Consider the following 21,698-nt stretch of genomic DNA (forward strand, 5'->3'; position numbering starts at 1 on the left):
GGGATCGGGTCGGAATCCCCCTTCTCTGGAAGGGGGTGGCCTGAGGCGAGGGCCTCCTCGCCTCAGACGAGGGTCTCCTCGAAGTCGACGGCGGGGCCGAGCCACCGGCCGGGCGGGCCGAGGGGGGAGTGCCCGTCGGCGGCGTGCCGGTCGGCCAGGGCGATGAGGTAGCGGGCGGCGGTCAGCCTGGCCTCGGCCGCGGTCAGCCCGAACGGAGCCAGGACGCGCAGCGCACGGGCCACGCAGGCGCGGGCCGCGGTGGCGGGGTCGGTACGGCGCAGCGCGCGCTGGAAGAAGTGGTGGACGGCGTCGAAGCCGAGCGGCACCCCGGTGGCGAACCGCTCCCAGTCCCACACCAGCAGCCGCCCGTCCGGGCCGCGCGCGATGTTCCACGGCGAGAAGTCGCCGTGCCAGGCGAACCCGTCCGGTCCGCCGGCCTCGTCGTGCCGGGTGAACCCGTCCGGTCCGCCGTCCTGGCCGTCCCGGTGGATCCGGCCGAGGCGGCTGATCTCGCCGACCGCCTCGACGAGCAGGTCCTCGGGCACGGGGCCGCGCCGTACGGGCAGCGGGGACAGTGCGAGCACGGACAGGCCGCGCCACGTCCCGTGGTGCAGCACGACCGGGGGGACGACGGTCTTCAGCGGCACGTCCGCCAGCAGACCGAGTGTCCGGGCCTCGTGCGCGACGAGGGCGCGGGCGCGGTCGGTGTCGCCGATCTTCACGAAGGCGGCCGGGCCGTCCGGGGTGCGGGCCTCCAGGATCGGCTTGCGGTTGGCCCGCCGGGCCGGGCGGACGTGCAGCACGACCCGGACCGGCGCGCTCAGCGCCTCACCGAGGTAGGTCTCGATGCTGTCCTCCCCGGAGGGGATCATGACCCTCCGGCCGGGGTGCCACCACCGCCGCGGCGCGAGTCTGCGGGGGAGCAGGGGGTGCGGGAGCAGGCTGTAGGGGCGGACCTCGCCGGCGCCGGGGAACAGCAGGCGGACGGTCCGGTCGAGGTAGCGCAGCCGGGCGTGGGCGTCGCCGGCGCGGCCCGCTCGGGGCTCGGTCCGGGGGCTGGTCAATCGAACACGCCTCCTCCGCGGACGACCGGCTCGGAACGGCCGGGGGACGATGCGCCGGAACGGCCGGGGGACGGTGCGCCGGGAGGGCCGGGAAGCGACCCGGAGCGGCGCCGTGGGACGGGAGCACCGCGTGAGGGGTCCGGATCCCGAGTGCCGGACGGAGTGTTCGGAACGGGGGAGCCGGACGGGGCGTTCGGAACCGGGGAGCCGGGCGAGAGCCGCGGGACCGGGGTGCCGGTCTGGTTCCGCCACAGGAGCGCGAAGGAGACCAGGTACAGGCCGAGCGGTGTGACCAGCCCGTCGTAGACGAACATGTAGAGCAGGGTGAGGATCATCACCAGGACCCCGGCCATCCCGATCGGGCTCCGGTCGCGCCAGTGGCGGCGGACGGCTCCGGCGAAGAAGGCCACGTACAGCGCGGCCCCGGTGAACCCCTGCGTGATCATCAGGTGCCAGAGCTGGCCGTCGCTGCCCAGCGGGGGATGGCCGCAGGTGTCGCACCAGTCGGTCTTCCCGGTGGTGATCGTGCGGTGGTTGCCGGTGGCGTTGCGGGTGTTGCCGTAGCCGATCACCGGGGAGGTGCGCGCGGCGGCGACGGTGGCCGAGACGGTGAAGGCGCGGATGTCGTTGCTGTGCGGGTTGTCCAGGCGCTGGGCGACCATCGTCCGCAGCGGGGAGAGCAGGAGCGCCAGCGCCGCCGCGGCGACGGCCGCGCAGAGCACGGCGCGGGTCCGGCCGCCCAGGCGCAGCAGCAGGTAGGCCACGCCGACGCCCAGGCCGATCCACAGGCCCCGGTTGAGGGAGTAGACGATCGGCACGGCGGCCAGCGCGAGCAGCGATGGCACGGCCAGGCGCCGGCGCGGCCCGCCGTACACCCACCAGCCGACCACGAACCAGACGAGCAGCACCGAGACGTTGCTGCCCCAGGCGTTGGCCCACTCGAAGGGCGCCTCCGGGCGCGGTGAGGCGTGGCCGAGCACCTTCTGCACCTGCGCCGCGGTGGGATGGATCAGGTTGTGGACGAAGGGATTGCCGCTGACCGCACCGGGCAGCAGCCGCTCGACGGGCGAGGTGAAGTCGGCGTGCGGGGCGACCACCCCCAGCAGACCGCCCGCGACGGTCGTGACGAACAGCGCGCCCAGCATGCGGACCAGGGTGAGCTGGGGGAGCTCCCGCTCGGTCAGGTTGCCGAGGTAGAGGACCATGATCGTCAGCGAGGCGTAGAGGGCCAGGCGCATGAGGTATCCCGCGATCCGCCCGGGGCCGAACTCGCCGTAGGTGCCCGGGGGCATCTCGCCGAGCATGAGCGCGCTGACGAGGTATCCGGCCAGCAGCAGCAGCCAGAGCCCGAAGCCGCGCGGCGTCCTGATCGGCCGTCGCCGCCACAGGACCAGCGCCATCGCCGGGGCGAGCGCGATCACCGACAGTCCGCCGAGGCCCAGCGCCCACCACAGCGGGTATCCGACCAGCAGCGCGGCGATCGGCCAGGCCGCGCGGTGCGGCAGGGTCACCACCGGGCGGCCGCCTCGCCGGGCGCGGCCAGGCGCCGGGCGCCGGGGCGGGGCCGGGTGGCCGGGCGCTCGGGCAGCCATCGGGCGAGGCCCGCCCCGGCGAGCAGGCCGGTCATCAGGCCGCTGCCGAGGTACAGCGGGGGGCTGGGCGCGCTGGGCCTGACCGGCGGCACGGCGTCGCTGATCACCGACCCGGGGGTGACGGCGACGGTCCGCAGCGCGTCGTACCGGAGGGTCAGGCTCGCGGACTGGCGGCCCAGGACGTTCTGCCGGTGGGCGGCCAGGGTGCGTTCGGCGGTGCCTCTGGCCAGGCGGGGCAGCGCCTCCGCGCCCGTCGCCAGGCTCGTGTTGACCTGGCGCAGCTTGGCCAGGAGCGCCCGCAACTGCGCGTCACGGGCCCGCTCGGCCGACTCGCCGCGGTTGGCGAGATAGGCCCTGGCGTAGGCGGAGGCCCCGGCGGCGGCGGCGCGAGGATCGGCGGCGGTGTAGGAGAGGCCGAGGACCGAGGTGTTGGGCGGGACGGAGACCTCGACGGGCCCGGGGGAGCGGCCGAGCAGGGCGCGGACCCGGGCCGCCACGACCGCGGACTTGGCGATCTGGGCCTCGGTGTCGAGGTTGAGCGGCTCACGCTGGCGGTTGGTGACCTGGTTGACCTGCTCGGGGAGGCCGGTGGGGGAGACGAGCACCTGCGCGGAGGCGGTGTAGGAGGGCGGGACCACCCGGAGCAGGAGACCGCCGCAGCCGATACCGGCGGTGATGAAGATCAGCAGGATCGGCCACCTGCGGCGGAGCAGGGACGTGTAGTCCGCCAGGTCTCCGCCGGGGCGGCGGGCGGGCGCGCCCGGGGACGGGCCCGGATGAAACGCCGTCAATCGAACGCACCTCCTTCACGGGGATCGACACGGCCCGGTCGACGCGGGCTTCACGGGCGTCGCCGCGCCTGGAGGCCCTTTCCCTCAGGAGGGGGTCGTCGATGTGCGCCCCTCTCGGGCGGGTCGGCGCTGGGAGAACCCTAGGAACTATAGGTCGGCTTTTCGGTTTCCCGGACCGATACACAAGATTTTCTTTAGATTGTTCTCGCCTGTCGCGGCGCGATGGTCAGCGTTTATCGGATATTTCCTATTCGCCGCCCTCGCGCGGTTTCCGGCGCGTCGCCACCCGCGCCGGTCCGTCGTTTCCGCAGGCCGTACGGCCTGTGCCCGGCGGCGGCCCGGTCGGTGGCCGGTGGCGACGCGGTTCGCCGCCGGTGGTGACGCGACCCGGAGTGGAACCCGGGGGAAAGGGCCATGAAGGCGGCGGTACGGCCGGCGTGGAACCCGGCGAAAAGGTCCGCGAGGGCCGTGGGAAAAGAATATGGAGGCTGCTTTGCCGGGAATACTGGACTGTCCGAGCGTTTTGCGGAGAAAAGCGGGATTGGCCGTTTCCGGAGCCTTGATCCTCGTGCCGCTTGTGGCCCTCGGCGCCTGCGGCCCCGCGCCGGCCGGGCCGGGACTCCCGCCGCGCCCCCCGGCGAAGGTCCCGGGAGTACCCGGAGCGCCCGGAACCCCGGGAACGCCCGGAACCCCGGGAACGCCTGGAGCCTCCGGAACGGCGCCACCTGACGCGTGGCCGCCGGAAACGTGGCCGTCGGGGACCGGCGCGCCGGAGCCGGGGGCCGCCCGGTCCGACGGCCCACCGGGGCCGCCCTCGCCGGCGGCGCCCTGCGCGGTCACCGACGTCCTCGTCCCCACCTGCGGGGCGTGGTGGGGCATCGCGCCGGAGGTCTTCACCGGGAGGTCCCCGGCGCGGGCGCTGGAGCGGGCCGAGGCCCGCATGGGCCGCCGGGCCGGCATCGTGCACGTCTACCACCGGGGCGCGGAGCTGTTCCCCACCGCCGAGGAACGCTCGATCGCCGCCGGTCCCGGCGGTCCCCGGCTGCTGCTGGTCAACTGGAAGCCGTCCTTCGACCGCACCTGGGCGGAGATCGCCCGGGGCGCGCTGGACCGGCGGATCGACCGGCTGGCCAGGCACATCAGGCGGACCTTCCCCGGGAGGTTCTTCCTGACCGTCCACCACGAACCGGAGAACGACGTGCGCGAGGAGCCCGGCTCGGGGATGACCGCCGCCGACTACGCGGCGATGTTCCGGCACGTGGTGACGCGCCTGCGCGAGCGGGGGGTGCGCAACGCGGTCACCGTCATGACCTACATGGGCGCGCCCAACTGGGCCGTCGCGCCGTGGTTCGCGCGGCTCTACCCCGGCGACGACGTGGTCGACTGGGTCGCCCTGGACCCCTACCTGGACCCCTCCGCCGAGGGCCGGACGGGCTCATCCGCCGGGGCCGGCCCCTCTGCCGGGATGGACCCCTCTGCCGGGATGGACCCCTCCGCAGGTGCGGATCACCCCGCCGAGGGCCGGACGAACACACGGACGGACCCCTCAACCCGGGCGGACCCCTTATCCCGGGCGGATCCCTCCACCCGGACGGGCGGCTTCGCCGGGCTGGTGGACCGGACGCGCCCGGACGCCGCCGGCTGGCCCGGGTTCCACCGCTGGATGCGGTGGCGCTTCCCGGACAAGCCGATCATGCTCGCCGAGTGGGGCGTGTTCGAGCGCCCCGGCAGGCCCGGCGCCAAGGCGGCGTTCTTCGCCGCGGTCCGCCGGGAGATGCGGCTCTATCCGCAGATCAAGGCGCTGGTGTACTTCGACTCACCGCGCGCGCCGCGCGGCGACACCCGTTTCGACGCCACCGCCGACGCGGCCCGCGCCTTCGCCGACCTCGTCCGCGACCCCTACCTCGGAGCCACCCCGGTGCCGCAGGAGTGACCAGCCCGCGGCTCCGGCGGCCACCGCCGCGGCGAGGATCCACAGCAGGGCGGCGTTGCCCACGCCGAGGAGCTTCAGCGCCGAGGCCAGCAGCACCACCGCGAGGATCGCCCGGATCACCCCGCCGGGGGCCCGGGAGGAGATCCGCGCGCCGACGTAGACACCGGGGATCGAGCCGGCCAGCAGCGAGGTGGTGAGGTCGAGCTGGAAGTCGCCGAACAGCAGGTGGCCCACGGCGGCCGAGGCGACCAGCGGCACGGCCTGGACGAGGTCGGTGCCGACGAGCTGGTTGGACTTCAGCGCCGGGTAGAGGGCGAGCAGCGCCACGATGATCAGCGAGCCGGATCCCACGGAGGAGATGCCGACCACGATTCCACCAATCGTACCGACCAGTAAGGTCGGGATTGGGCGCACGACAATGGACCCCAGGTCCGCCGAGACGGGCCCTTCGCGCCGCGCCAGCCACGCCTTGGCGACCAGGCCCGCGACGGCCAGCAGCAGCGCGACGCCCAGGGCGTACTTGATCGTCTGCTGGATCGCCTCGCCGTCCCCGAACGCGCGGGCCACCAGCACCCCGCAGAAGGCGCCCGGCACCGACCCCGCGCACAGCCAGCCGACGAGCCGGAGGCTGACCGTGCCGCGCCGCAGGTGGACGAGCCCGCCCACCGGCTTCATCACGGCCGAGGCGACGAGGTCGCTGGAGACGGCGGCCAGCGGCGGCACGTTGAAGAACAGCATCATCATCGGCGTCATGAGCGCGCCGCCGCCCATGCCGGTCAGCCCGACGATGATCGCGACGAGGAAGGACCCGAGGGCCAAAGGGAGGTCGATGTCCATGAGTCGCTCACCACTCCTCGCTCGGGGGTCTCAGCGGACCCACCCTCCACGGACCAGCGGATCGAGCACCCGGCCGACGGCATCCTCGACGGAGACGCCGGTGGTGTCGATGACCAGGTCGGCGTCGTCGGGCTCCTCGTAGGGGTCGGAGACGCCGGTGAACTCGGGGATCAGCCCGGCGCGCGCCTTGGCGTACAGCCCCTTGCGGTCGCGCCGTTCGCACTCCTCCAGGGGCGTGGCCACGTGGACGAGCAGGAAGTCGCCGCCGACGGCCTCGACCATGGCGCGGACCTCGGCGCGGGTCGCGGCGTACGGCGCGATGGGGGCGCAGATCGCCAGCCCGCCGTGCCGGGCGACCTCGGCGGCGACGAACCCGATCCGGCGGATGTTGAGGTCGCGGTCCTGGCGGGAGAAGCTCAGCCCCGCCGACAGCAGGCGGCGCACCACGTCGCCGTCGAGGTAGGTCACCGTACGGCTGCCGCGCTCCAGCAGCGCGTCGCGCAGCCCCCGGGCGACGGTGGACTTGCCCGACCCGGACAGGCCGGTGAAGAAGACCACCAGCCCGCGGCGGTGCGGCGGGCCGGGGATGGTCACCGGCTCGGGGCCGGCCAGGTGCTCGGCGGCGCCGTACGCCTCGGCCACCCGTTCGCGCAGCTCCAGGTCGACGGCCGTCTCCTCGCGGGGCGCGAGCGGCACCGCGGCCACGAGCGTGCCCTCCGGCAGCAGGTCGCGGGCGCGCAACGCGGCGCGGACCACCGCGGGCCCGCCCTCGCCGAACACCAGGGGCAGCAGCAGGACGACCGCGTCCAGCTCCCGGGCGACGGCCCGGATCTCCTCCAGGTCGTCGAGCGGGCCGCGCATGGTGACCGCCAGCGCCGGCCGTCCGGCCAGCTCCTTGCGGACCTCCTCCGGCGTACGGCGCAGCCGGGCGAACGGCCCGTGCTCGGCCGCGCCCAGCGCCTCCACCGGCCCGGCGGCCAGGCCGTCGCGCCGTTCGGTGACGGTCAGCACGGCCAGCGCGGCGCCCTCGGGGTCGCGAAGCGTGACGCGGTCGCCGGGGGCGGCCGGGTGGTCCTCGGGAAGGGCGAGGGTGACGGGCGCCGGCCACGGCGTGCCGTCGGCCAGCGTGCCGTGCCCGGCCACCGCGTGCGCGTCGGCCGGTCCCATGAAGCCGGTGAGCGGGTGGAACGCGCCCGAGAGCAGCAGCTCCAGGTCGGCCAGCTCGTGGGCGTCGGGGGTGTGCTCGTGCGCCGCCGTCGTCTCCGCCGTCATCTCCCCGCCGTCCCCACGCCCATCGCTCCCTAATTTCGACCGACAATTCCGATCGACTTAGTCGGATTTCGTCAGCTTACTCGCAACCGGAACGCTCGCACCAGCCCGTGGCCGGTCAGATCACCCGGGCGAAGTGGCTGTGCGGGTTGCGGATGACCATGATGATCTCATCGTGCGAGGCCGGCAGCGCGCCCCTTGAGAGCTTCTCCACCGCCGAGCAGGCGAAGGCCACCAGGCCCGCCAGCCGCCCCTTCAGTGCCGGGCCGCTCCGGCACGAGGCGTCGTCGGTGACCATCAGCCCGCGCGTCAGGCAGAAGGAGTGCATCCCCTGGCGGGAGGTGACCGGCCGGTAGCGGGCCGGCAGCGGCCCCACGGCGTCCTTCGGGGCGAACCTTCGCCACAGCAGCCGCCGCAGCGGCGCGGGCAGCAGCCGGTCGCACGTGCCGTAGGCCGAGGCCCGGTCGCGCATCCGCACCAGCATCAGCCCGCCCGGCCGCAGGCCGGTCAGCAGCCGGTCGAGCACCAGCTCGGGATGGTCCAGCCGTTCCAGCAGGAAGGGCACGTACACGACGTCGAACGCCCGCGGCGGCACCGGCACCGTCCGCAGGTCGCCGAGCGTCCAGGAGTCGAGATCCTTGCGGGCGGAGGTGCTCTCGCGCAGCACCGGCAGATCCTCGTCGATCCCGGTGACGCGCGCCTCCACCCCCTCCAGATCCAACGGATCGGGCCGGCCGCACCCGGCCACCAGGACGTCGAGCCGCCGTCCCGACAGCCCCGCCCACTGCTCGCGGATGCGCCGACCGAACATGTCGTCGTGACCGACGACCGACCGTACCTCAGACATGTCACCGAGAGTAGTCAACACATGGCGATTCGCCGTGCATTTACCACTCTCGACGGGGGACCGGCGTGTGCAAGTAGCCTTGGGAGGTCACCCCCGCGCCCGCCGGCCGGGGGCAGTCGTGTTTTCCGTCGTGGGGCTGTGGGCGAAAACTGATGAGCCTTTCCGGACTGCTGGACCTTGTCGTCTCCGAGCCGAAGCTGGCCTCTCCGCTGGAGAGCGTGCGCGCGGGAGACCTCTCCGACGTGCCGCTGGTCGCTCCACCGGCGCTGCGGCCGTTCGCGGTGGCCGCGCTGGCCCGCGACGGCGCCGAGGGGGGCGGGCGCACCGTGCTCGCGGTGACCGCCACCGGCCGCGAGGCCGAGGACCTCGCCGCCGCCGTCGGAAGCCTCCTCGACCCCGCCACGGTCGCGGTCTTCCCGGCCTGGGAGACGCTGCCGCACGAGCGGCTGTCGCCGCGCAGCGACACGGTGGGCCAGCGGCTGGCCGTACTGCGCAGGCTGACGCACCCGGTCGAGGGCGACCCCGCCGCGGGCCCGCTGCGGGTGATCGTCGCGCCGGTGCGCGCGGTGCTCCAGCCGATCGTGCGCGGCCTGGGCGACCTCTCGCCGGTACGGCTGCGCGCCGGCGACGACGCCGACCTCGACCAGGTCGTCGCGCGGCTCGTGGAGAACGGCTACAACCGCGTCGACATGGTCGAGAAGCGCGGCGAGGTGGCCGTCCGGGGCGGCCTGCTGGACGTCTTCCCGCCGACCGAGGAGCACCCGCTGCGGCTGGAGTTCTGGGGCGACTCGGTGGAGGAGATCCGCTGGTTCAAGGTCGCCGACCAGCGGTCGCTGGAGGCGGCGGAGGAGGGCCTGTTCGCCGCGCCCTGCCGCGAGCTGCTGCTGACCGACGACGTCCGCGCCCGCGCCCGCGAGCTGGCCGAGCGCCACCCCGCGCTCGCGGAGATCCTCGACCAGCTCGCCGACGGCGTCGCCATGGAGGGCATGGAGGCGTTCGCGCCGGTCCTGGCCGGGGAGATGGACCTGCTGCTGGACCACCTGCCGGCCCGGTCGGCGGTGTTCGTCTGCGACCCCGAGCGCATCCGCGGCCGCGCCGACGACCTGGTGCGCACCAGCCAGGAGTTCCTGGAGGCGTCCTGGATCAACGCCGCGTCCGGCGGCGAGGCGCCGATCGACCTGGGGGCGGCGGCGTTCCGCAGCCTGGAGGACGTCCGCGAGCGGGCCGGGGAGCTCGGCCAGCCGTGGTGGTCGATCGCGCCGTTCGGCGCCGGCGCGGACGGCGGGCCCGGGGAGCCCTCCGGGGTGGTCCCGGACGGCGGGGCGGTGGTCCTGCCGGCGCACGAGGCCGAGTCCTACCGCGGCGACACCCAGCGGGCGCTGAGCGACATCAAGGGCTGGCTGGACCAGGACAAGGTCGTCGTGCTGCTCAGCGAGGGGTACGGCCCCGCCGAGCGGATGGCCGAGCTGCTGCGCGGCGCGGACATGCCCGCCCGCCTGGAGCGCGACCTCGGCCGCCGGCCGGAGCCGGGGGTCGTGCACGTCAGCACCGGCCTGGTCGAGCACGGCTTCGTCAACTCCTTCCTGGCCGTGCTGACCCACCTGGACCTGGTCGGCCAGAAGGCGTCCACCAAGGACATGCGGCGCCTGCCGTCCAAGCGCCGCAACATGGTCGACCCGCTGCAGCTCAAGGTCGGTGACCACGTCGTGCACGAGCAGCACGGCGTGGGCCGCTACGTGGAGATGGTGCAGCGGACCGTGCAGGGCGCCACCCGCGAGTACCTCGTCATCGAGTACGCCAAGGGCGACCGTCTTTACGTCCCCACCGACCAGCTCGACGAGGTCACCCGCTACGTCGGCGGCGAGTCGCCCACCCTGAACCGGATGGGCGGCGCCGACTGGGCCAAGGCCAAGACCAAGGCGAAGAAGGCGGTCCGGGAGATCGCCGGGGAGCTGATCCGCCTCTACTCCGCCCGGATGGCCTCGCCCGGCCACGCGTTCGGCTCCGACACGCCCTGGCAGCGCGAGATGGAGGACGCCTTCCCCTACGCCGAGACCGGCGACCAGCTCGAAGCCATCGAGGAGGTCAAGCGCGACATGGAGCGCGGCGTCCCGATGGACCGGCTGATCTGCGGCGACGTCGGCTACGGCAAGACCGAGATCGCGGTGCGCGCGGCGTTCAAGGCCGTGCAGGACGGCAAGCAGGTGGCGGTGCTGGTGCCCACCACGCTGCTGGTCCAGCAGCACCTGTCCACCTTCGCCGAGCGCTTCTCCGGCTTCCCGCTGAACGTGCGGCCGATGTCGCGCTTCCAGACCGACGCCGAGATCTCCGCGACCGTCGAGGGTCTGCGCGACGGCACGGTGGACGTGGTGATCGGTACCCACCGGCTGTTCTCCCCCGAGGTCAGGTTCAAGGACCTCGGACTGATCATCATCGACGAGGAGCAGCGGTTCGGCGTCGAGCACAAGGAGGCCATGAAGCACCTGCGGACCCAGGTCGACGTGCTCGCCATGTCCGCCACGCCGATCCCGCGCACCCTGGAGATGGGCCTGACCGGCATCCGCGAGATGTCGACGATCCTCACGCCGCCGGAGGAGCGCCACCCCATCCTGACCTTCGTCGGCCCCTACGACGAGCGGCAGATCGGCGCCGCGATCCGGCGCGAGCTGATGCGCGACGGCCAGGTCTTCTTCGTGCACAACCGCGTCTCCAGCATCGGCAAGGTCGCCGCGAGGCTGCGCGAGCTGGTGCCCGAGGCCAGGGTCGCCGTCGCGCACGGCCAGATGCAGGAGCACCAGCTTGAGAAGATCATGGTGGGCTTCTGGGAGCGCGAGTTCGACGTGCTCGTCTCCACCACGATCGTCGAGTCCGGGCTGGACGTGCCCAACGCCAACACGCTGATCGTGGACCGGGCCGACAACTACGGCCTGTCCCAGCTGCACCAGCTGCGCGGCCGGGTCGGCCGGGGCCGCGAGCGCGGCTACGCCTACTTCCTGTACCCGCCGGAGAAGCCGCTCACCGAGACCGCCCACGAGCGGCTGGCCACCATCTCCCAGCACACCGAGATGGGCGCGGGCATGTACGTGGCGATGAAGGACCTGGAGCTGCGCGGCGCGGGCAACATCCTCGGCGCCGAGCAGTCCGGCTTCATCGCCGGCGTCGGCTTCGACCTCTACGTCCGGATGATGGCCGAGGCCGTCCAGGAGCAGAAGGCCAAGGTGTCCGGCGTGCCGGCCGAGGAGGCCGAGCGGCCGGAGGTCAAGGTCGAGCTGCCCATCGACGCCCACATCCCGCACGACTACGTCACCTCCGAGCGGCTGCGCCTGGAGGCGTACAAGCGGATCGCCGCCGTCGCCTCCGACGCCCAGGTCGCCGCGGTGCGCGACGAGCTCGTCGACCGGTACGGCAGGCCGCCCCAGCCGGTGGAGAACCTGCTGGAGGTCGCCCGCTTCCGGATCCGCGCCCGTACGGCCGGCCTCACCGACGTCACCCTGCAGGGCCAGAACATCAGGTTCGCCCCGGTGCACCTGAAGGACTCCCAGCAGGTGCGGCTGCAGCGTCTCTACCCCAAGGCGCTGCTGAAGCAGGCGGCCGGCACGCTGCTGGTGCCCGTACCCAAGACCCGGCCGCTCGGCGGGCAGCCGCTGCGCGACCTGGACCTGCTGAAGTGGTGCGGCGACCTGGTCCAGGCGATGTTCCTGGAGGGCGCTCCGAAGGCGTAGGTCCCCGGGGAGGAGCCCCGGGCGCGTTCCCGGGGACCCTCCCGCGAGGCGGGAGCCCCGCTCCCGGAGGGCTTCCCGCCGGGCGTGGCGGTAAGGTAAGCGGCGTTTGTCGTGAAGGGATCGCATGTGAAGTCGACTCGAGTTCGCGTCATCCTGGCGGTCGCCGCCACCGGTGTCGCTCTGACGGCCTGCTCCCCCTCGCAGGCCGGTGCCGCCGCCGTCGTCGGCGGCGACCGGATCAGCTCCGGCGAGCTGGACCGCAACGTCCAGGAGTACGAGGCCGCGCTGGCCAGGGCGGACATGTCCGCGCTGAAGCAGCAGTTCCCCGGCAGCGTCCCGCAGGTGGTGCTCTACCAGCTCGCCACCGCCAGGCAGTACACCAAGGTCGCCGAGAGCAAGGGCATCATGGTCACCGAGGGCGAGGTCGACCAGGTGATCAACTCCCAGGGCGGCGCCGCCCAGTACGAGCAGCAGCTCCTGCAGAAGGCCGTGGCGCCCTCGCAGGCGCGCGCCTACACCCGGGCGAGCCTGATGATCACCAAGCTCATGGCCAAGTACGGCGGCGGCGCCGACCAGGAGGCCCTGCAGCGCGGCCAGCAGCAGGTGGTCGACGACCTGAAGTCCGTGCGGATCGAGTGGAACCCGCGGTTCGGCAAGATCAACGCGCAGCCGAGCCAGGAGCAGCCGCAGATCTTCACCGCCGAGGACCGCTTCGGCAAGGCGTCGGAGTCCGCGCTCACCCAGTGACGCCGGCTCGCCGGGCTCCGGCGCGGCGGGGCGACCCCGCCCCGGGGCCCGGAGGCGGCGCCGGGCATGTGGTGGTCCCTGGGTAACCTCGGGGACATGCCCCTGATCGTCGTCACCACCTCGCCCCGGGTCGCGCCGGGGCTGCTCAGCCGGCGCGCCTGGCAGGTCCTCGAGGAGGGCCCGGTGCTCACTCAGGCGGCCGGCCACCCGCTCCTGCCCTACCTCGCCGAGGCCGGGATCACCGTCGAGGTCGTGACCGCCGACCCCGCCGCCCTGGTCCGGCGGGCGCGGGGAGAGACCGTCGTGTGGCTGGAGGCCGACGAGGCGCTGATGCGCTCGGTCGGCCACGCCGCGCTGGCGCTCGACGAGCCGCCGCTGATCGAGGTCGTCCCGGGCTCCTACGACCTGCCCGGGGCCCGGCTGCTGGACCTGGTGTCGGTGATGGACCGGCTGCGGACCGGCTGCCCGTGGGACGCGAAGCAGACCCACGAGTCGCTGGTGCCGTACCTCCTCGAAGAGGCCTACGAGGTGCTGGAGACCATCGAGGAGGGCGACCGCGCCGCCCTGCGCGAGGAACTGGGCGACCTGCTGCTCCAGGTGGTCTTCCACGCCCGCGTCGCCCGCGACCGCCCGGACGCCGAGGGCGGCTTCGACATCGACGACGTGGCCGACGCGATCGTCGCCAAGCTGGTCCGGCGCCACCCGCACGTCTTCGCCGACGTCAGGGTCGAGGGCGCCGAGGAGGTCAGCGACAACTGGGAGGTCATCAAGGCCGCCGAGCGCGCGGCCAAGAACGCCGGTGACGCGGGGTCGGTCCTGGACGGCGTCCCGATGGGCCAGCCCGCGCTCTCCCTCGCCGCCCAGCTCCTGCGGCGCGCCGAGCGCGCCGGAGCCCCCGCCGATCTCGGCGACTCGGCCGGGGACGACCTCGGGGCCCGGCTCTTCGCGTTGGTACGGCAGGCGCAGGCGGCCGGGCTCGACCCGGAGGCCGAGCTGCGCGCCGCGGCCCGCGCCTACCGCGATCGGGTCCGCGCCTGGGAGACGCGGGACGAGGGCCGCCGTACCGACGGGTAGGACGGCGGTCACCGTGTCGCGGGGCGGGCCTCGATAGGCTTCTGCGGCAAACTGTCCTGCGACTTTAGGAGTGCTTCGTGGCTTCCATCGAGGGCGTCACCGCTCGCGAGATCCTTGACTCCCGGGGCAACCCGACGGTCGAGGTCGACATCCTGCTGGACGACGGCAGCCAGGGCCGGGCCGCGGTGCCGAGCGGCGCGTCCACCGGCCAGTTCGAGGCCGTGGAGCTGCGCGACGGCGACGAGCGCTTCGGCGGCAAGGGTGTCGAGAAGGCCGTCCTCGGCGTGACCGACGAGATCGCCGACGAGATCGTCGGGTTCGACGCCGCCGAGCAGCGCACCATCGACCAGGTCATGATCGACCTGGACGGCACGCCGAACAAGTCCCGTCTGGGCGCCAACGCGATCCTGGGCGTCTCCCTGGCCGTGGCCAAGGCCGCCGCCGACAGCGCCGAGCTGCCGCTGTTCCGCTACCTCGGCGGCCCCAACGCGCACCTGCTGCCCGTGCCGATGATGAACATCCTCAACGGTGGCGCGCACGCCGACACGAACGTGGACATCCAGGAGTTCATGATCGCGCCGATCGGGGCGGAGACGTTCCGCGAGGCCGTGCGGATGGGCACCGAGGTCTACCACGCCCTCAAGGCGGTGCTGAAGGAGAAGGGCTACGCCACCGGCCTGGGCGACGAGGGCGGCTTCGCGCCGAGCCTGCCGTCCAACCGCGACGCGCTGGACCTGATCATGGTCGCCATCGGGAAGGCCGGTTACACGCCCGGCGAGGACGTCGCGCTGGCCCTCGACGTGGCCGCCTCGGAGTTCCACGACAACGGCGTCTACACCATCGACGGCAAGGGCTGCTCGGCCGCCGAGCTGATCGACTTCTACGAGGACCTGGTCGGCTCCTACCCGCTGGTCTCCATCGAGGACCCGCTGGACGAGAGCGACTGGGAGGGCTGGAAGGCCATCACCGAGCGGCTCGGCGACCGGGTGCAGCTCGTCGGCGACGACCTGTTCGTCACCAACCCCGAGCGCCTGGCCCGCGGCATCGCCGAGGGCGCCGCCAACGCGCTGCTGGTCAAGGTCAACCAGATCGGCACCCTGACCGAGACCCTCGACGCGGTGGACCTGGCCCACCGCAGCGGCTACCGCTGCATGATGAGCCACCGCTCCGGCGAGACCGAGGACACGACGATCGCCGACCTCGCCGTGGCCGTCAACTGCGGCCAGATCAAGACCGGCGCCCCGGCCCGCTCCGACCGCGTGGCCAAGTACAACCAGCTCCTGCGCATCGAGGAACTGCTCGACGACGCCGCCCGCTACGCGGGTCGCGCCGCTTTCCCGAGGTTCCAGGGGTAGGTTCGCCTGTACGGCTTGCGCCCGGTTTGCCGGGGCACGGGCCGTACGCGAGGGAGGCCGGCCCCGCGGGTCCGCGCGGGCCGGCCGTACGGGCCCCCGGACCCGGGGTGACGAGAGGCGGGTGGATGCGTTGGCGAGACGGCCGCAGCTGACCGGGCGGGCCGCAGTGCTGGCGGTCGTGGTGTGCGCGATCGCGATGAGCCTCGCCTACCCGATCCGGGAGTACGTCGCGCAGCGCCGCCAGATCGCCCAGCTGGAGCAGGCGCAGGCCAGGGAGCAGTCCGCGATCAAGGCCCTGGACGACCGCCGCAGGCAGCTCCTGGACCCCGGCTACATCAAGAAGACGGCCAGGGAGCGGCTCTTCTACTGCGACCCCGGGCAGAAGTGCTACGTCGTGATGGGCGACGACCGCGCGGCGGAGCGGCGCAAGAGCGCGGCGGGGCCGAAGAAGGCCGTGAAGGCGCCCTGGTACGAGACCCTGTGGCAGTCGGTCGAGGCCGCCGACACCGGCCGGGGCCGGAAGGCGGCCGGGGCCGGGGGATGACCCCGATACCCTTGGTGTCGTCTTTCTCAGGGGGTGTCACGATGGTGGACGATCGCGATGTGGCGGCGGTGGAGCGGCAGCTCGGCCGGGCGCCGCGCGGCCTGCGGGCGGTGGCGCACCGCTGCCCGTGCGGGCTGCCCGACGTGGTGGAGACGGCCCCCCGGCTGCCCGACGGCACGCCGTTCCCGACGCTGTTCTACCTCACCTGCCCGAAGGCGGCCTCGGCCGTCGGCCGGCTGGAGACCTCCGGCGTGATGCGCGAGATGCAGGCCAGGCTCGCCGACGACCCCGAGCTCGCCCGCGCCTACCGGGCGGCCCACGACGACTACGTCGCCCGCCGCGACAAGGCCGCCGCCGAGGAGGGCCTCGCGCCGCTGCCCCGTGACATGCAGAGCAGCGGGGGCATGCCCGCCCGGGTCAAGTGCCTGCACGCCCTGGTCGCGCACGAGCTGGCGGTGCCGGGGAGCAACCCCTTCGGCCGCGAGGCGCTCGACGCGCTCGGCGAGTGGTGGGCCGACGGGCCGTGCTGCCCCGCCCCCGACCCCGCCCCCGGGTCCGGTGCGGAGCCGGGCCCGCGCGAGCCGCAGGCGGGCCCCGCCACGACCACCGAACAGGAGACCCCGTGACCCGCGTCGCCGCGATCGACTGTGGCACCAACTCCGTCCGCCTGCTGATCGCGGACGTCGCCCACGACACCCTGACCGACGTGGACCGGCGGATGGAGATCGTCCGGCTCGGGCAGGGCGTGGACCAGACCGGCAGGCTCGCCCCCGAGGCCCTGGAGCGCACGTTCGCCGCGATGCGCGGCTACGCCGGGCTCATCGAGCGGCACGGGGTCTCGGCGGTCCGCGTGGTGGCCACCAGCGCGACGAGGGACGCCGCCAACCGGCAGGACTTCGTGGACGGCGTGCGCGACGTCTTCGGGGTGGAGCCCGAGGTGGTCACGGGGGCCGAGGAGGCGGAGCTGTCCTTCACCGGCGCCACCCACGACCTCGTACGGCTCTCGCCCGAGACCGGCCTGCCGAGCCCGGAGGGCACCCGCCCGCCGTACCTGGTGGTGGACATCGGCGGCGGCTCCACCGAGTTCGTGGTCGGCTCGACGCACGTGGAGGCCGCGCTGTCGGTGGACATCGGCTGCGTGCGGCTGACCGAGCGGCACCTGCGCGGCGCGGGGAGCCCGCCGCCCGCCGAGGTGGTCGAGGCGCTGGTGGCCGACGTCGACGACGCGCTCGACCGGGTCTCCGGCGAGGTCCCGGTGGAGCGGGCGCTCACGCTGGTGGGGCTCGCCGGATCGGTGACGACGGTCGCGGGAATGGCGCTCGACCTTCCGGAATACGACCCGCGGAAAATTCATCATTCGCGAATTGCGGCGACGCGGGTGCACCAGATCTCCGCGCGCCTGCTGGAGATGACGCATGACGAGCGGGCGGCGGTCCCCGTCATGCACCCCGGCCGGGTCGACGTCATCGTCGCGGGGGCGCTCATCCTCGACCGCGTCATGGAGCGGTACGGGTTCGAGGAGGTCGTGGTGAGCGAACACGACATTCTGGATGGAATCGCCTGGTCTATCGCCAAACCTGACAAAAGCATGTGAAACCACTACAGACTCTGGACAATTCTCCTATTAGTGGAGTATTGAGGGGTACTTTCGTTTATGGTTAGGTAAAGAAGCTTTAGCGAGGCTTTGCCGTGGGGCCCGGCACAGCTGGTGTCGGGGCGGCAACCGTCTCCGGAGCGATCTTCATGTTCCTAACGAACGGAGCAACCCCTCATGTCCGGACTAGCACGTAAGCTAGCCGTCCTGAGCGCCGGTACGGCCATGCTGGCGACCATGACGGCGGGACTGATGGCCTCGCCCGCAGCGGCGGCCAGCGGTTCCACCCAGGCGCGGGCCTCGGCGGCCCACGGCGCCCCGAAGGCCGCGGTGTCGGTCGGCGCGCCCAAGGCGTCCCCGTCGAAGTCCACCGACTGTCCCGTCAAGGTGACCTTCTCCTCGAAGATCAAGGTGAAGGCCTACGGCGGCAAGACCACCGTCGCCTACCGCTGGCTGCGCGGTGACGGCTCCAAGAGCGGTATCAAGAAGATCACGCTCAAGGGCAAGGGCGTCAAGTACGTCGCGGTGAAGGAGTCCGCCACCTTCAAGGGCGGCGACCTCAGGAGCTGGAACTCGGTCCAGGTCCTGGCGCCGCGCAAGGTCACCTCGGCCAAGGGCTACTTCACCGTCGCCTGCGGCGAGGACCAGGGCGACGGCGGCAAGGAAGAGGTCGTCAAGCCCCGTCCCCGCCACTGGACCGCCACCCGCGTCTGGGTGGACGAGCGTGACTGCAAGGCCGTCGCGACCGGCCGGATCAGCACCTCCGGCAAGCGCTGGGTGCGCTACCAGTGGGTCGTCAACGGCCACGTCGTCGACCGCGACTCGGTCTACGTGAACGGCTCGCGCCGGGTCCAGTACGTGATCGAGCCGGGTCACGACCTGCGCGGTCAGGTGCGGCTGGAGGTCGTCGGCCGCGGCGGCTCCTCGGACGGCTCCTACTTCAGGATCCACTGTGAGGACCACTCGCCGAAGGTGAGCGCCTCCGTGGACTCCCCGGCCGACTACTCCGGCACCTGCCCGGTCACCCGTACCTTCTCCGGCACCATCCGCGTCTCCGACGCCGACGGCCCGGTGCGGTACCGCTGGATCCGCGACGGCGTCGCCGGCTCCTGGGAGACCGTCTCCTTCTACGGCCACGGTCCGCAGAGCCGTACCGTGAGCGACTCCTGGAAGGCGTCGGAGTCCGGCACCGCCAGGCGGGCGATCGAGATCGCGGGTGGCCCGACCTCCGGCACCGCCGCGGCCAAGGTCACCTGTGAGACGGCCCCCGAGGTCAAGGCGTTCATCACCGGCGTCTCGGCCGAGCAGACGGCGGGCACCTGCCCGGCGGCCACGCTCAGCGGCACCGGCAAGATCTACGCGACCGGCGCGATCAAGGTCAAGTACGTCTGGACCGTCAACGGCGCCACGGTGAAGTCGGGCGATCTGGACTTCACCGCGGCCGGCGAGCAGACGGTGTCCTTCTCCACCGGCTCCAACGGCAAGGCCGGCACCGCCACCCTGTCGATCGTCGGCGGTGGCAACTCGTCTGCCGAGTACAAGGCGGCCTGCGAGGCGTAGTACCGATGTCCGGGCGGACCCGGACGGGCGGCGTGTGAATCCGACGCCCGCCCGGGTCCGAACGAAATGAGGAAGGCGGCGTCCGCGTCCGGCGGGCGCCGCCTTTCCGCGTTCTCACCCCGTTCCGGACAGGCCACGCCTTCACCGGCGCCCGCCCGTCCGGCTTTCCCCCGCGCGGCGAAAGCAGCGGTTCCGGTCCGGGGCATCCCCCCGCGTCGGGCACCATCGAAGGCATGACCTGTGTTCCTCCCGGATCCGGCTGGCCGGGCGACCCGGCCCGGCCCGACACCCCCGTCGCCCACGACGCCGCCGAGGTGGCGGAGCTGGCCAGGACGAGCGGCACGCTCGCCGAGCTGACGGCCCGGCAGTCGGTCTGCCGGGCCTGCCCGCGCCTGGTGGACTGGCGGGAGGAGGTCGCGGCGGTCAAGCGGCGGGCGTTCACCGGGGAGACCTACTGGGGCAGGCCGATCGCGGGCTGGGGCGAGGAGAAGCCGGGAATCCTCATCGTCGGGCTGGCCCCGGCGGCGCACGGGGGCAACCGCACCGGCCGGATCTTCACCGGCGACCGCAGCGGCGACTGGCTGTTCGCCTCGCTGTACCGGACCGGCCTGGCCGCCCAGGAGACCAGCGTCCACGCCGGCGACGGACAGCGGCTCATCGGGACGCGCATGGTGGCGGCCGTGCGGTGCGCCCCGCCCGCCAACAAGCCCGACCCGGCGGAGCGGGCGGCGTGCTCCCCGTGGCTGACCGAGGAGATCGCGATGGTCGCCGGCAGCGTGCGGGTGGTGGTGGCGCTGGGCGGTTTCGCATGGCAGGCGGTCTGGCCGGCGCTGCGGGAGGCGGGATACGACCTGCCGCGCCCGCGGCCGGCCTTCGGGCACGGCGCCGAGGTGGAGATCTCCCGCGACGGCGTCCCCGCGTACCTGCTGGGGTGCTACCACCCGAGCCAGCAGAACACCTTCACCGGCAGGGTCACCACCGGCATGCTCGACGCCGTCTTCACCCGGGCGAACACGCTGAGAAAGTTGTGAAGTCAATCACAAGTGAACAATTTCGAGATCTTCTGGGCGAAATGCGTAGTTTTTCCGGATCAATCTGAGAAGATCTTCAAGTTTTGCACCCCCCGCAGTGGCATCATCCGACGAATCGACATAGGCTTGTGAAAGCTTTCACAAAGCAAAGGATAAGGATGGCGCTGAAGTGAACCGCAACTCCAAGCACGTCGTGGTCGTCGGTGGGGGCTACGTCGGCCTCTACACCGTGCTGCGCCTGCAGCACACGCTCCGCAAGGAACTGCGCGACGGCAGCGTGCGGATCACCGTCCTCACCCCCGAGTCGTACATGACCTACCAGCCGTTCCTCCCCGAGGCCGCCGCCGGGAACATCTCGCCCCGCCACGTCGTGGTCCCGCTCCGCCGGGTGCTGAAGAAGGCGACGATCCTCAACGGCAAGGTCACCAAGGTCGACCACGCGTCCAAGAAGGTCACTTTCGCGCCGAACGTCGGCACCGAGCACGAGATCGGCTACGACATCATCGTCATGGCCGCCGGCTCGATCTCCCGCACGCTCCCCGTCCCCGGTCTCGCCGACGCCGCCATCGGCTTCAAGACGATCGGCGAGGCGACCGCGCTCCGCAACCGGGTTCTCGCCCTGCTCGACCGGGCCGAGTCCGACGACGACGAGGCGCTGCGCCGCCGGGCGCTGACGTTCGTCGTGGTCGGCGGCGGCTTCGCGGGCGTCGAGGCCCTGGCCGAGCTGGAGGACATGTCGCTGGACGCGGTGCGCTACTACCGCAACATCACCCGCGACGACATCCGCTGGGTCCTGGTCGAGGCGACCGACCGCATCCTCCCCGAGGTCGGCCCCGAGATGGGCAAGTGGACCGCCGAGCAGCTGCGCGAACGCGGCATCGAGGTCAGGCTCGGCACCCGCCTGGAATCCTGCGTCGGCGGTCACGTCAAGCTCTCCGACGGCGAGGAGTTCGAGTCGGCCACCATCGTGTGGACCGCGGGCGTCAAGCCCAGCCCGGTCGTCAACGCCGGAGACCTGCCGCTGGACGAGCGCGGCCGGATCAAGACCACCACCCGCCTGACGGTGGCCGGGGTCCAGGACGCCTACTCCGCCGGCGACGTGGCGGGCGTGCCCGACGTGACCAACCCCGGCCAGTACTGCGCGCCCAACGCCCAGCACGCCGTACGGCAGGCCAAGGTCCTCGCCGACAACCTCACCCGCCAGCTCCACGGGCAGCAGCTGGTCGACTACCGGCACAAGTACGTCGGTTCGGTCGCCGGTCTGGGTCTGCACAAGGGCGTGGCCAACGTCTACGGCCTCAAGCTCCGCGGGATGCCCGCCTGGTTCATGCACCGGACGTACCACATGTCGCGGATCCCCACCTTCAACCGCAAGGTCCGCGTGGTGGTCGACTGGACCCTGGCGCTGTTCTTCAAGCGGGAGACCGTCTCGCTCCGGGAGATCCACGAGCCCCGCACCGAGTTCCGCGAGGCCGCGACGACCTGATCCCGCATCCCGGACCGCCCCCGCGCGGCGTGCCGGACCCGCGACCCGAGCCCCCGGAAGGCCCCGTCCTTCCGGGGGCTCTATCGCATACATCGATCATGGTTTGTGTGACGCCTGATACAAAGCTGTGCTCCTCGGATGAGTGGTCCGTTACGTATGATTGCGGCGTCCCCGTAGCCCAACGGCAGAGGCAAACCCCTTAAAAGGGTTCGAGTGAGGGTTCGAGTCCCTCCGGGGGCACTTGCCGATCTC

17 protein-coding genes and 1 tRNA gene are annotated in these 21,698 nt (G+C 72.7%); 12 read left to right on the forward strand and 6 right to left on the reverse strand.

Going from position 1 to position 21,698, the window contains the following annotated elements; translation table 11 throughout:
- Positions 1-62: 62 nt before the first annotated feature.
- Genes IEZ10_RS11415 through IEZ10_RS40270 form a run of 3 tightly spaced genes read right to left on the reverse strand, consistent with a single transcriptional unit; the run spans position 63 to position 3,447 of the window.
- Positions 63-1,064, reverse strand: a complete 1,002-nt coding sequence (locus IEZ10_RS11415; protein WP_189246450.1) for a hypothetical protein — start codon at positions 1,062-1,064, stop codon at positions 63-65.
- Entirely contained in the window at positions 1,061-2,575 is a 1,515-nt protein-coding gene (locus IEZ10_RS11420) for a hypothetical protein (protein WP_229811161.1), read from the reverse strand. Before IEZ10_RS11420 ends, IEZ10_RS11415 begins: the two co-directional genes overlap by 4 nt.
- Complete coding sequence (locus IEZ10_RS40270; protein ID WP_189246451.1) at positions 2,572-3,447, reverse strand: Wzz/FepE/Etk N-terminal domain-containing protein; 876 nt, start codon at positions 3,445-3,447, stop codon at positions 2,572-2,574. Before IEZ10_RS40270 ends, IEZ10_RS11420 begins: the two co-directional genes overlap by 4 nt.
- A 940-nt stretch (positions 3,448-4,387) precedes the next feature.
- On the opposite strand from IEZ10_RS40270, the gene IEZ10_RS38890 reads away from it, so the two are divergent.
- Complete coding sequence (locus tag IEZ10_RS38890) at positions 4,388-5,380, forward strand: glycoside hydrolase family 26 protein (RefSeq protein ID WP_229811181.1); 993 nt, start codon at positions 4,388-4,390, stop codon at positions 5,378-5,380.
- Here IEZ10_RS38890 and IEZ10_RS11435 read toward each other — a convergent pair.
- The 3 genes from IEZ10_RS11435 to IEZ10_RS11445 form a co-directional block, all read right to left on the reverse strand.
- Positions 5,264-6,217, reverse strand: a complete 954-nt coding sequence (locus IEZ10_RS11435) for a sulfite exporter TauE/SafE family protein (protein WP_189246452.1) — start codon at positions 6,215-6,217, stop codon at positions 5,264-5,266. The genes IEZ10_RS38890 and IEZ10_RS11435 overlap by 117 nt on opposite strands.
- 30 nt (positions 6,218-6,247) lie before the next feature.
- Entirely contained in the window at positions 6,248-7,489 is a 1,242-nt protein-coding gene (gene cysC / locus IEZ10_RS11440) for an adenylyl-sulfate kinase (protein WP_189246453.1), read from the reverse strand.
- A gap of 115 nt (positions 7,490-7,604) precedes the next feature.
- Positions 7,605-8,333, reverse strand: coding sequence for a class I SAM-dependent methyltransferase (locus IEZ10_RS11445; RefSeq protein ID WP_189246454.1), 729 nt, complete (start codon positions 8,331-8,333; stop codon positions 7,605-7,607).
- 152 nt (positions 8,334-8,485) lie between these two features.
- On the opposite strand from IEZ10_RS11445, the gene mfd reads away from it, so the two are divergent.
- The 11 genes from mfd (at position 8,486) to IEZ10_RS11500 (ending at position 21,686) form a co-directional block, all read left to right on the forward strand.
- Positions 8,486-12,055, forward strand: a complete 3,570-nt coding sequence (gene mfd, locus IEZ10_RS11450; protein ID WP_189246455.1) for a transcription-repair coupling factor — start codon at positions 8,486-8,488, stop codon at positions 12,053-12,055.
- Positions 12,056-12,181: 126 nt separating this feature from the next.
- The gene (locus tag IEZ10_RS11455) at positions 12,182-12,802 is read left to right on the forward strand and encodes a SurA N-terminal domain-containing protein (protein ID WP_189246456.1); all 621 of its coding nucleotides are present in this window, start codon (positions 12,182-12,184) and stop codon (positions 12,800-12,802) included.
- Between the two features lie 96 nt (positions 12,803-12,898).
- A complete protein-coding gene (locus IEZ10_RS11460; RefSeq protein WP_189246457.1) occupies positions 12,899-13,876 on the forward strand; it encodes a nucleoside triphosphate pyrophosphohydrolase in 978 nt (325 codons plus the stop codon).
- A 77-nt stretch (positions 13,877-13,953) separates the two neighbouring features.
- On the forward strand, positions 13,954-15,231 hold the full coding sequence (gene eno, locus IEZ10_RS11465) for a phosphopyruvate hydratase (RefSeq protein WP_189246458.1): 1,278 nt from the start codon (positions 13,954-13,956) through the stop codon (positions 15,229-15,231).
- A 121-nt stretch (positions 15,232-15,352) separates the two neighbouring features.
- The gene (locus tag IEZ10_RS11470; protein WP_229811162.1) at positions 15,353-15,775 is read left to right on the forward strand and encodes an FtsB family cell division protein; all 423 of its coding nucleotides are present in this window, start codon (positions 15,353-15,355) and stop codon (positions 15,773-15,775) included.
- 41 nt (positions 15,776-15,816) lie between these two features.
- The gene (locus IEZ10_RS11475; protein ID WP_229811163.1) at positions 15,817-16,401 is read left to right on the forward strand and encodes a DUF501 domain-containing protein; all 585 of its coding nucleotides are present in this window, start codon (positions 15,817-15,819) and stop codon (positions 16,399-16,401) included.
- Positions 16,398-17,369 (forward strand): Ppx/GppA phosphatase family protein, encoded by a 972-nt coding sequence (locus IEZ10_RS11480; RefSeq protein ID WP_189246460.1) that lies wholly within the window; start codon positions 16,398-16,400, stop codon positions 17,367-17,369. Before IEZ10_RS11475 ends, IEZ10_RS11480 begins: the two co-directional genes overlap by 4 nt.
- A gap of 177 nt (positions 17,370-17,546) precedes the next feature.
- Positions 17,547-18,929, forward strand: coding sequence for a hypothetical protein (locus tag IEZ10_RS11485; RefSeq protein ID WP_189246461.1), 1,383 nt, complete (start codon positions 17,547-17,549; stop codon positions 18,927-18,929).
- 233 nt (positions 18,930-19,162) lie between these two features.
- Positions 19,163-19,960 carry a uracil-DNA glycosylase gene (locus tag IEZ10_RS11490; RefSeq protein ID WP_189246462.1) on the forward strand — a complete coding sequence of 266 codons (798 nt, stop codon included), beginning with the start codon at positions 19,163-19,165 and terminating at the stop codon, positions 19,958-19,960.
- A gap of 169 nt (positions 19,961-20,129) precedes the next feature.
- Complete coding sequence (locus IEZ10_RS11495; protein WP_189246463.1) at positions 20,130-21,446, forward strand: NAD(P)/FAD-dependent oxidoreductase; 1,317 nt, start codon at positions 20,130-20,132, stop codon at positions 21,444-21,446.
- A gap of 167 nt (positions 21,447-21,613) precedes the next feature.
- A tRNA-Leu gene (locus tag IEZ10_RS11500) sits at positions 21,614-21,686 on the forward strand.
- The last annotated feature ends 12 nt before the right edge of the window (positions 21,687-21,698 follow it).

It is taken from the genome of Streptosporangium pseudovulgare (assembly GCF_014648055.1).
Lineage (GTDB): Bacteria > Actinomycetota > Actinomycetes > Streptosporangiales > Streptosporangiaceae > Streptosporangium > Streptosporangium pseudovulgare.